The organism is Prevotella amnii CRIS 21A-A (assembly GCF_000177355.1).
In the GTDB taxonomy this organism is placed as follows: domain Bacteria; phylum Bacteroidota; class Bacteroidia; order Bacteroidales; family Bacteroidaceae; genus Prevotella; species Prevotella amnii.
On sequence record NZ_ADFQ01000063.1, the window covers coordinates 1 to 12,586 of the forward strand.

General features: G+C 32.2%; 6 protein-coding genes. All 6 read right to left on the reverse strand.

The features are described from left to right. Positions 1–173: 173 nt before the first annotated feature. A complete protein-coding gene (gene hisS / locus HMPREF9018_RS05595) occupies positions 174–1,538 on the reverse strand; it encodes a histidine--tRNA ligase (RefSeq protein WP_008449207.1) in 1,365 nt (454 codons plus the stop codon). A gap of 113 nt (positions 1,539–1,651) precedes the next feature. Further along, positions 1,652–2,926 carry an adenylosuccinate synthase gene (locus HMPREF9018_RS05600; RefSeq protein WP_008449212.1) on the reverse strand — a complete coding sequence of 425 codons (1,275 nt, stop codon included), beginning with the start codon at positions 2,924–2,926 and terminating at the stop codon, positions 1,652–1,654. Between the two features lie 4 nt (positions 2,927–2,930). Next, positions 2,931–3,431: a Fur family transcriptional regulator gene (locus HMPREF9018_RS05605; protein ID WP_008449202.1), complete on the reverse strand. Its 501-nt coding sequence runs from the start codon at positions 3,429–3,431 to the stop codon at positions 2,931–2,933. 286 nt (positions 3,432–3,717) lie between these two features. After that, positions 3,718–5,796, reverse strand: coding sequence for a TonB-dependent receptor plug domain-containing protein (locus tag HMPREF9018_RS05610; RefSeq protein ID WP_008449200.1), 2,079 nt, complete (start codon positions 5,794–5,796; stop codon positions 3,718–3,720). Positions 5,797–6,133: 337 nt separating this feature from the next. Next, positions 6,134–7,915 carry a 30S ribosomal protein S1 gene (gene rpsA, locus HMPREF9018_RS05615; RefSeq protein WP_008449209.1) on the reverse strand — a complete coding sequence of 594 codons (1,782 nt, stop codon included), beginning with the start codon at positions 7,913–7,915 and terminating at the stop codon, positions 6,134–6,136. A 127-nt stretch (positions 7,916–8,042) separates the two neighbouring features. Further along, the gene (locus tag HMPREF9018_RS05620; RefSeq protein ID WP_008449205.1) at positions 8,043–12,485 is read right to left on the reverse strand and encodes a translocation/assembly module TamB domain-containing protein; all 4,443 of its coding nucleotides are present in this window, start codon (positions 12,483–12,485) and stop codon (positions 8,043–8,045) included. Between the last annotated feature and the right edge of the window lie 101 nt (positions 12,486–12,586).

Below are 12,586 nucleotides of genomic sequence, written 5' to 3' on the forward strand. Positions count from 1 at the left end.
AATAGATAAGCATTATAGACAACTCCCATTAAACTCTTTACATTACATTTCCTTTTTACTACCATTAAACTCCTTTTTTTATATTAAAGAAAAATATTTTCATAGTTTGATATACAAAACAGATGTAGATAAATATATTTACCTACATCTGCTTTATTAAGCAATAATAATACTTATCCTAAAATATACTTAATTAATTCTTCTGAAGACACTAAAGTTTGTTCCCCTGATATCATGTTTTTTAAAGTTATCTTATTTACATTCATTTCTGTTTCGCCTGCTAATGCTACATATTTAATGCCTTTAGCATTAGCATAACTCATCTGCTTCTTCATTTTCACACTATCAGGATAGATCTCTGCACGTATTCCTGCCTTACGGACCTTTGATATAATAGGTAGACAATAAGCTGTTTCCTTATCTCCAAAGTTTATAAATAGCACTTGAGTACCCGATACACTTTCTTTAGGATACAGGTCAAGAGTAGTTAGAACATCATAAATACGATCAGCTCCAAAACTAATTCCTACACCAGAAATACCTTGCATTCCAAATATACCAGTAAGGTTATCATACCTACCTCCTCCTGTAATAGAACCTATTTGTGTATCTAAAGCCTTAACCTCAAAGATTGCTCCCGTATAATAATTTAATCCACGAGCTAAAGTAAGATCTATTTGCGTTTCATTCTGCAAGTTTAATAATTTCAATTTACTTAGAATAAAGCGAAGCTCATTTACTCCTTCAAGACCTATCTCACTATCCTTAAGTACACCAGCAATAACATCTAATTTCTCTTCATTAGAACCATCAAACTTAATAATAGGTTGCAACTTATCAATAGCTTCATCTGAAATGCCTACAGAACGAAGCTCTTCATTAACCTTGCTTAGTCCTATTTTCTCAAGTTTATCTATCGCTACAGTAATAGCTACAATCTTTTCTCTTTCGCCAATGACCTCTGCTATACCTGTAAGAATTTTCCTGTTATTTATTTTTATTTGTACCCTAATACCAAACTTAGTAAAAACAGTATCTATTATTTGTAATAACTCTACTTCGTTTAAAAGAGAATCAGAACCAATAATATCTGCATCGCATTGATAAAACTCACGATAACGTCCTTTCTGTGGCCTATCAGCACGCCATACTGGCTGTATCTGGTAACGTTTAAAGGGCAAGTGTAGTTCTTCTCTATGCATAACAACATAACGTGCAAAAGGTACGGTTAGATCATAACGTAAACCTTTCTCACATAATTTTGTCTGAAGTTTTAAAATATTACGCTGCAGAATTTCCTCATCACTAATTGTCTTTAGATAATCTCCAGAATTTAATATCTTAAAAAGTAATTTATCTCCCTCTTCTCCATACTTTCCCATCAAAGTATGAAATGTTTCCATGGCAGGAGTTTCTATTTGTTGAAAGCCATATAGAGCATAGACATGCTTTATTGTATCAAAAATATAATTACGTTTTGCCATCTCCTCAGGCCCGAAGTCTCGAGTTCCCTTAGGTATAGAAGGTTTATTTGCCATATTTTTTTTATACTATTTTTTTGTAATATAACCCCAATTGGTTATGTTTTTCTTATGATTTTAAAAGCTATATAAAATCAAAACATCTTAATATTCTGCAATATAAAAAAACTTTAACGGATTATAGTTTGTGTTCTATCTGGACCTAAAGATATAATACCTATTCGTACCCCAAGATAATGCTCTATAAATGCAACATAATCACTAAATTCTTTTGGGAAGCCTGATTCTGATTTACATTGGGTCATATCTTGTTTCCAACCTTTAAACTCCTTATAAATAGGTTTTATATTATTTATATCATAAGGAAAATTTTCAGTTACTTCTCCATTAGGAAGTTCATAAGCAACACAAGCCTTAATGGTGTCAAAACCATCAAGGACATCACTTTTCATCATGATAAGTTCTGTTACGCCATCTATCATAACCGAATATTTTAATTGTACTAAATCTATCCAACCACAACGGCGTTCTCTTCCTGTAACTGCACCATACTCATGCCCTATATCTCTTAAAGTTTTACCAGTTTCATCAAATAATTCTGTCGGAAAAGGACCAGACCCCACACGAGTGCAATAAGCTTTCATAATACCATATACATTCCCTATACTATTAGGACCGATGCCCAAACCTGTACATGCACCTGCGGTAACAGTATTTGAAGATGTTACAAAAGGATAAGAACCAAAATCAACATCAAGCATAGTGCCTTGTGCTCCCTCACAAAGTACTGACTTGTTTTCTTTTAATAAATGGTGTATTTCATGCTCAGAATCTACAAACTTAAATTCTTTTAAGAACGAAATCCCTTCTAACCACACTTTTTCCATTTCTTTAAGTTCTGAAAAATCTGTCCATTTCAGAGCTTCTAACATTTCTATATGACGAGCCTTATGAGCTTCATATTTTGCTTCAAAATTATCTAATATATCACCTACACGCAGCCCATTACGACTTATTTTGTCAGTATAAGTAGGTCCTATGCCTTTACCCGTAGTACCCACCTTCGACTTTCCTTTAGCAGCTTCATTAGCTCTATCAAGCAGACGATGAGTAGGTAATATAAGATGTGCTTTCTTCGATATTAACAACCTCTCTTTTAATGAATGACCACTTTTTTCTAATTCCTTGGCTTCATTCATAAAAAGGTCAGGAGCTAAAACAACACCATTACCAATAATATTTATTTTACCACCTTGAAAGATACCAGAAGGAATAGAACGTAACACATACTTTTGATTTTCAAACTCCAAAGTATGCCCTGCATTTGGACCTCCTTGAAATCTTGCTATTACATCATACTTAGGAGTAAGTACATCTACTACCTTTCCTTTACCTTCATCGCCCCATTGTAATCCTAACAGGACATCTACTTTAGCTGTATTCATTTGCTTATTTTTGTGATGATTTATCTTGTTTCTTACTTAACGCTTTATTTCTCTGCCTTGAAAGCGATATTTGACAACGTGAACATATACCATAGATATATAACGAAAAACCATCTTTCTTAAAACGTGAATATTTCGTTTCCTTTATGGCTGTTACTATATTTGGTGCGTCTAATTCCGTTACTGTCCCACAAACTGTACATATCTGATGAATATGATCTTCATTATTAAAAGCCCCTTCATACTTAGTCTGCCCAATAAAGCGATGTCTTATTACTAAGCGTAGCTCTATAAAGAGCCGCATCGTGTTATATAAAGTTGCACGAGATACTCTAAAATTACGCCTTTCTAATTCTTTCCCTAATTCATCTAACGTAAAATGTCCAGACATATCATAGACTGCATCTAAAATAGCAGAACGTTCAGCCGTCTTACGATGATTATTTATTTCAAGATAACTATCCAAGATATCTCGAACTCTTTCTTTGACTACATTATTAGCCACTTGGTTACTGTTTAAATTTGTACAAAGATAGTTATTTTTAAATAGATGATAATTGGAAGATAATTGAAAAAAAGTTAATATAATAATTCTTACATACTATAAATATCTTTGATTAGATAAAATACTACATTAAAATATATCTATACTTATTAATAAGATACTTTACAATGAAAAGCAATTTATAATTTTACAAAATAGCTATAAAAACTATAAAAAGGCTAAACTCCTAATAAGAAGTTCAGCCTTTTCATTTATATATTAAATTTTATCTGTTAGTTAATGATTTTTACAACTTAACTGCAATTCCAGCTACAACCCAAGCTCCGGGCTGTTTCACATTAGCAACATCAACATAATGACATCCCAATATATTATTTGCATTAATGTAAGCATTCCATTTTTTAGCTTCCCAGCTAAGTCGTGCATCTAAAACACCATAACTACCATAATCATGATAATTACCAGCTATATCAAGATAACCATTCATACGATGCTGAAAACGGTAATTAACATTAAGGTTGAGGTGTTTTACGATATTCATATCCAATCCTAAAACTAACTTGTTTTTTAGATAATCTAAAACATATTTACTATTAATATTATCTTCTCCCTCTTTATTCTGATCAAGATAACAATAAGATAAATTAAAATTCTTTAGAATATGTTGAGATGGGAAAATCCTTGAGAGCAACATTTTAGTAGAAAACTCTACTCCAAGGTCATTAATAGATCCAAAATTAACACTCTTCCAGATTAAGGAACCGTTTTTATCCTTACTACCATCATTAATCCAATCGATAAGATTATGATGATGATTATAAAAGATATTTGCAGAAGTAATGATATAATTGTTTACATATTTTACTCCTACTTCATATGCACTTAATTCCTCTGGACGTAAGTGCTTATCAGCCTTAAACCCACCTACAGAATAATATAATTCCGTAAAAGAAGGCATACGCAGGGCAGTATTATGAGATGCGTATATTTGCAAGTTGCTGTTAATACTATAATTAACATCTAAACTTGGGAAAAACTTTAAAGGCATATTAGCCTGACTGTTTTTTACAGCAATGAAACCTCCTGAAAGAGTTAAACGATCTAAACTAATATTTTGCTCTAAATAAAATTGGCAGTTAGTCCTGTTTAGTCCTTTTAAATACTGTCTATCGGTTCCGTTAATATTTATAGGCTTATAAAGGTTATCTCCAAGTATTGTACTCTTTATTTTCTCGTTTCTAACCTCTAATCCAAATGCTGTCTTATTCGCATCCGACCATATATAATAAGCATTTAGATTACTACCTACCACATCAGTGCAATGATAATTAAATGGATATTTTTGGGGGCTATTCCGGAATAACTCAAATCTATCCCAACCCCTATTCCAATATACTGACGGACGTATGCGAAGATTACCTACCTTATTTTCAGCTTGTATGGCAGTATATAACTTTGCGGTATGCTCAAACTGATCGTCCCATTTAACTCCATAAAATGTATTAGAGCCAAAGTCTTTAATACTAAATCCTGCATGCCAATTAAATAACCATTGAGCACCTGAATAAATACCATTATAAAACAGTTTAGAGGTCTTATAATCTGAGTTCAGCATACCTGCTTTATTTCGTAAATAGCCATCACTACGAGTAAAGTTAGCTGAAACCTGATTAGTCCATTTTTTATTTGTTATATTACCACGAGCTCCTACTGAGAAATAACCATATGATCCGCCATCTATATGAAAATCAAATGATGAGTTTTGTGGAGTTTGAGTAATAACATTAATTGCGCCTAATAAAGAAGAAGTACCATAAACGCGCCCTGCAGGTCCTTCTAAAATCTCAATCCGCTTGATATGAGAAATGTCTAATGGGAAATCGAAAACATTATGTCCTGTTTGAGGATCACAAATATTAATGCCATTTAATAGCACTGCTATCTGTTCTTGATTTCCACCTCGTATGCTGACATCAGTTTGTGCTCCAATAGGACCACGCTGCCTTACGTCTACTCCTGCTGCATACTTCAGCAAATCATTAACACTTTGTACAGGGGCATGCATAATATCATCATGCTCTAGTACAATTACCTTTCTCGCTTGCTTACTATTAGCAAGTGGAGCGCGCGAACCAGTCACACACACTTCGTTCATCATAACCGGAGATTGGTTTAAAAGTGTAGAATCGTTGCTTGCTTTTACACCTTCGTTACTAATGCTCTTTGCTGTAGCATGCTGAAGGGTAGCAACGCTCAAAACACCAATCACCACTTCTTTCCCTAACACAGAAAAAAGTGAATAGCCGTGACGTGAAAAGTGCTTAAACTTGATAACGCTACGCTTGTTAAAATTGGTTTTGTACATAATTAATATTTAATAAATAAATACTAAGAGGACTGGTAAAATACCTCCTAAAATCCTCTAAAACGGTGCAAAGGTAATAAAAAAACAAAAAAAAGAAAATCTTAGTACGTTGAGATTGCTTATAATAACATTTAAAACAGCCTATAATAATCTTTAATATAACATGAAAACCATGACAAAATATTTTTATAAAAGAATTATATTAGACGTAATGAACATTTAATAAGCTAAAAAGAAATATGGCTTATTACGCCAATATTTCACATAAAAAAAGAGGATGTGCATAATTTTTTTTACACATCCTCCAAATAATATCTAAAAAAGTGAAAAGTATATTTTACTTACCTTCCATTTTTTTCTTAAGATCTGCAAGAACATCAAGATCACCAAGAGAAGTTCCTGCTGCTACATTATTAACTTGTGCTGCAGCTTCTTGCTTGCGAGCTGTATTGTTACTATTACTGCGCGAACGACGTGGCTGCTCTTCCTTAACCTCTTCAAATGTACGAGAATGAGAAAGAATAATACGCTTTGTATCCTTTACAAACTCTATAACCATAAATGGTAGCTCCTCACCAAGCTGTGCTTGGGAACCATCTTCCTTAACAAGATGCTTTGGAGTAGCAAAGCCTTCACCACCTTCGTTTAAAGCAATAACTGCACCTTTATCCATTACCTCTGTTATCTTACCTGTATGAACAGAACCTGGAGTATAAATAGACTCATATTCATCCCATGGATTAGGCTCAAGCTGCTTGTGTCCTAAGCTTAAACGACGATTTTCCTTATCTATCTCAAGTACAACTACATCTATTTCTGCCCCTTGATGAGTAAACTCTGAAGGATGTTTCACCTTCTTTGTCCAAGAAAGATCTGAAATATGAATTAAACCATCTACACCTTCTTCTAACTCTACAAAGATACCAAAATTAGTGAAATTGCGCACCTTAGCAATATGCTTAGAACCTATAGGATATTTGTCCTCAATAGATTCCCAAGGATCAGCCTTTAATTGTTTAATGCCAAGAGACATCTTACGCTCGTCACGATCAAGAGTTAAGATAACAGCTTCTACCTCATCACCAACTTTCATAAACTCCTGTGCAGAACGTAAATGCTGACTCCAGCTCATCTCTGAAACATGAATTAACCCCTCAACACCTGGCTGTATTTCTACAAAAGCACCATAGTCTGCCATAACGACTACCTTACCTTTTACATGATCACCTACCTTAAGATCTGCATCTAAAGCATCCCAAGGATGAGGAGTAAGCTGCTTCAAACCTAAAGCAATACGCTTCTTCTCTTCATCAAAATCAAGAATAACTACCTTAATTTTCTCATCAAGAGTAACAACCTCATGAGGATCACTTACACGACCCCATGAAAGGTCTGTAATATGAATAAGACCATCTACACCTCCCAAGTCGATAAACACACCATATGTAGTAATATTCTTAACTGTACCTTCAAGAATCTGACCTTTCTCCAAATGTGAAATAATCTCTTTGCGCTGTGCTTCCAATTCTGCCTCAATAAGTGCCTTATGAGACACAACAACATTACGGAATTCCTGATTTATCTTAACAACCTTAAATTCCATTGTCTTACCTACAAAAACATCGTAGTCGCGTATAGGATGAACGTCAATTTGGCTACCAGGCAAGAAAGCTTCAATACCAAATACATCAACTATCATACCACCTTTAGTACGACTCTTAATGTAACCCTGAATGATTTCATCGTTATCAAGAGCAGCATTTATATTCTCCCAGCTCTTCTGTAAACGAGCTTTCTTATGAGAAAGAACTAACTGACCACGCTTATCTTCCTGACTCTCTACAAAAACCTCGACTTTGTCGCCTGCTTTTAACTCAGGATTGTAACGGAACTCCGATGCTGGTATAATACCATCGCTCTTATAACCAATGTTAACCACAACCTCTTTCTTATCAACAGAGATAACTGTGCCTTCAACAACTTGGTTTTCTTGAATTTTGTTAAGAGTGTCATCGTAAACTTTAGTAAGATCTTTCTTACTTGCATCTACACTTGTACCGTTCTCGAACTCGTCCCAATTGAAATCATCAAGTGGCTTGACGTTTTCTAAATTTGTCATAAATTTTAATTAATTAATAATTTAATAAAGTTAGACTTTATATGAATAATTCTCTCACGTAAGGATATAATAAATCCAAACTATGTGCAAAGTTAATAATAATAATCTGTACATCAGTGATATTGCTTTATTTTTTTTTATTTTTATTATGTAAGCCAAAAAGATCTCGCAAATTAGTAAAATCTTTCTTCAGAATAATACCAATACCTTGTGTAGTAAGAGAATTACGTGCGAAATAACGATCATTATTCTTATTGTAGAAATGAAAAGCCACATTACCATTTTTTTGTAATAAATAACGAAGATCAAAGTCTCCAATAAAAGAAGATGAGTTTGTAGCTACATTATCTCTATAGCCCAACTCTCCATTTAACAGTAAACGATCATTAAACAATCTTCCTGAAAATATTCCTTCATACTCTGCATTATTAAGTCCTTCATTACCAGTAGCTATATTTGTTCCAAAATTCCAGTTGTTTGAATTTATAACATTTGAAAGTATTGTATTTATTTGTTGGGATAATGTTCCTGATAGCAAACTTTGCACTGCTAAAGAAGTGCGATGCTGAGCAGCATTATTCTGTAAAGAGTTATTACTTGTTTGAGGATAAAACCTTCCAATAGCTAATAGATATAACACTTGCTGATTAAGATCCTCTTCAGAATTAAGCAAAGAATGAACTATTTGTTGAGCATCATCAGACAAATTAGGGAAATTTATACCAAAAGTAACATTAGGCGAACCTGCCGTACCTTTAATGTTAAGTAAACAATTTACTTTCGTATTAGTAGAGAAAAGAGGCTGTCCTATCTGCAAATCACTAAGTGATACCGAGCTAAGAGAATAGAACCCCTGTAAATTAAGTGTAGCATTAAAAGGATCACCACCAAAAACAATTGTTGATGTCGGCTGAAAAGCAAAAGTCTTTTTAATTGCATTTTCTATCGTAATATTATACGCACCATGATCTACAAAAAAATTACCATACATTTGGAAAGAACCTTTATTATAATAAGTAGCACGTATGCCTCCATATCCATTAAGAAGTAGATTATCGCGAGTAGATTCATCTGTGATAACCTCCATGGTAAGATTTGGATTAGTATTAAAAAGAAAGTTTATATTAAGATCACTAAGATTATTAAAATTGTGAAATACAACATCATTATTTCCCGAGCCTATAGTATCCCTATTATTAGTTACTTCTAACTTTTTTTCTTTACTCATAAGAGAATCCTTCTTTACTTCATTCCACCTTATAAAATAATTTTCCCCTAAAGAACTTGCCCGACTTGCATCATAAACTATATGTGAATTCGGCTCAGGAGATAAATTCACATCTAAAGTAGTTTCGCCTGATAAACCTTTTATATGACATGTACCTGTACCATAAACAACACCCCAAAACGACTCCTTATTAATTTGTTGTGGAAAATTATAACATAACAGATTCTTTGTTGCTATATTCACATTATAAGAAAAATTACTTAAATAATCATGACTCAAACCTCCTGTTATAACTCCGATATTATTATTAACATCTCTAATAGTATCTTTATCAAAGATAATCTCATTAGGAAGCATTTTTATATGACTATTCTCAAAGGTATAAGTAGTGCCTATAGGGATAATTGACATTCTACCATTAGCTACTAAGTCGCCTTCAAGATTAATATGACTAAGAGGGCCTACTACTTTACACCAGCCATTAATAGAACCTTCTATATTATCCATAAACGAATCACAATAACTTTTCATAAAATAAAGTTTAGTGTTATGCGCATATATAGGCAAGTTGATATACTCGTTTTTCAAATCAACATATCCCTTTATATCTGTATAAGAACTATTATTAGCCACAGCTTTAGCATTAATATAAGCAATTTCGTTCTTACTATCATAAGTTGATTCCGCTGTAAGTTCACCCATATGACCATCTTGAAAGGTAAAGTCTTTTACAAAAAGTTTAGTATTTATTATAGGGTGAGAGAATATAGATTTAACAGAAGCTGTACCTGACGCTAACCCTCCAAAATTAACATCATGGAAATTAACTAAATCGAGAATATAAGGCACTTCTATATCCTTTAGATAAACTGAAAGAGAATCCTCAGGATCACCAGAAGTCTTACCATTTACTATTATATGCTGTGTCTTATTAGATATTTCAAAATGATTTATTATCAGATTCTTGCGATAATATATCATATCAGAAGGTTGTAAAGTAAGACTTATCGTATCTATATTAATATTAGAAGGGTTAAAATGAACTCGCGTAGCAAGAGAACCGCCATGATTGTAAAACAATATATCACTATTTATAACACTCTTAAAAGGAATCTTCCCTTCTGTAGTACAATTTATAATAGATGAAATCTTATTCTGTCCTATTCTTGCAAAAGTATTAATATAAAAATGCGGCTTCTTGGCGTTATTATACTCTCCTTTTATAGTTGTTATAAGGTTGCCCTCCTTAGAACCTACTCTTATATCAACATTCTTCATCTCAGTGTCAGCAAAAGAAACTTTCTTCGACTCAAAGAAAAAGTCAATATCTTTTGTTTTCTCATTAAATTTTCCATTAAAAGCAAGAGGACTTTCCAATTTTAAAGGCAGCTTAATATACTCTTTTATAGCATCATAATTTTTAAGTTGCACATCAAATGCTATTTTATTATATTTACCCATAGGGATATATCTCTCACTAACAAGACTGGGAAGGTAAGCATGAATTATATTTTTAAAACTTTGAAAAAGAGTAGACAAATTATAAGAACCGCTAACATGAGCTTCGCCATAATCGCTCTCTATATCAATGTTTTTAATCAATTTATCATTCTCTGTATTTATTCTTATTTTTTTTATAGAAAGTACTTTATCCTTGCTGCTAATTGTTACATTTGAAAAATTGAAAAAGCCACTAATATCATATAAATTAGAGAATGAACCTTTTAATTCTGAAGTAAAACCAATAATATGAGAACCTAATATTTTTGTGAAATGAAAAGCTGATAAATCTACTTTCTTAACTATAACCTTTGCTTTTATGTTTAATTTTTTCTTTTTAGATATAAATTTATAGATATCAGACACAACCCCTTTAAAAGATAAAGTTCCATTAGGATCATTTATTCTTACTTTCCCACCAAAACTATCATTAGCATACAAGCCTTTTACACTTATGTTTTTATAAGAATAATTATTATATACGAAAGATGGAACGGTTACGTTTAAGCCAACATTCTTTAAATCAGTAGTTCCTAAAAGGTTCATACCTATAGAGAGGTTACCATATCTTGCATCTCCTATAATTTTATACATCCTTATTAATGGACTATATATGCTCAACGTAAAATTCCTATCTTTTATTTTTAAATTTATATTAGCTTCACCTACCTTGTTCCGTAAATGCCCTTTAATACTAAGTAATTGTTTAGTACGCATAAAAGATCCTTGATAATAAATATTACCTAAGTCAATAATCTTTTTAGGAATTTTCAATTTAAAAATATTATCTATCGACTTAAGGGTAGAACTATCTATACCAAAAGATACCTTATTAAGATAAATATCTGGAACACGATGACTTAATCTTAATTCTCCCTTAGCTTTAACAAACAATGAACGATCACAAGAGGATAGTGAAAATTTAGACAACTTTATTCTATTTACATTATATGTAGAATTTATAGATAAACTAAATCTTCTATTAACATGACTCAAAGCTGGCACAAATAGCCGAACATCAGAAGTTGATATTATAGCATCATTAAATCTCACTTTACCTCTTAAAGACGACTTTTTTAATTTGCCTTTTTCAAAACAATAATACACATTAATATTAGCCCCTAACAATTTGCTATATGGTGTAACTATATTAACTTTAGAAAGCTCTGCATGCTTACTATCTGCAAACAACTTTAATCCTAATCTATCTAATTTAAATCCACTTCTTTCTTTTAAACTTAGTGAGCGAACCTCTGCACTTATGGTATCGTGAGCTATATTATTAATAATAAGATTAGCTGATAAATTTCCTATTCGTATATGATTCAAATCAAAACCATAATTTCGCAATGGCTCTCCCAAACGATCATACTTTAAAAAACAATTACGCATTATAAGATTACGAATAGATATATTAAAATTACTTCTTTCAGAATTAGTATTTGAAGATAAAGAATCTAAGATAAATTGATAATTCGCAGGAGCTTCTTGGGGCTTATAAAAGATGCCTTTCATACCAAAAAGTTGGACTGAAGAAACTGACAAGCAGCCTTTCTCTATCAAAGGAATTACATCTACTTTAAATGCTAAACGCTCTGCAGAAAGCATTTTACAATTCCGCTGATCATAAATAATCATATTATTAATAACAATACGATTTAAAAAGCCTAATTCTATCTGGTCTATCTTAACGTGTGTTCCTAATTTTTCTGAAATAGCTTTAGATATACCTATACCTATTACGTTTTGTACTACTGGAAGATGCAACAGTACAATAATTATAATATAAACTATTATTATAGTTTGTATTATCCACTTAAAAAAAACACAAATCTTTCTCAATATACCTGCAAAGCTACAAAAAAAAACTTACATTTGAGTAAATAGTAAATAGTAATAGAAGGGTTGTTTAGATACTTTTATATTTGCCTACTTTTGTTTTT

Bases quoted from the DNA above. Each gene is read 5' to 3' on its own strand.
- hisS (WP_008449207.1), bottom strand. From the start codon at position 1,538: ATGGCAAATAAACCTTCTATACCTAAGGGAACTCGAGACTTCGGGCCT.
- HMPREF9018_RS05600 (WP_008449212.1), bottom strand. From the start codon at position 2,926: ATGAATACAGCTAAAGTAGATGTCCTGTTAGGATTACAATGGGGCGAT.
- HMPREF9018_RS05610 (WP_008449200.1), bottom strand. From the start codon at position 5,796: ATGTACAAAACCAATTTTAACAAGCGTAGCGTTATCAAGTTTAAGCAC.
- rpsA (WP_008449209.1), bottom strand. From the start codon at position 7,915: ATGACAAATTTAGAAAACGTCAAGCCACTTGATGATTTCAATTGGGAC.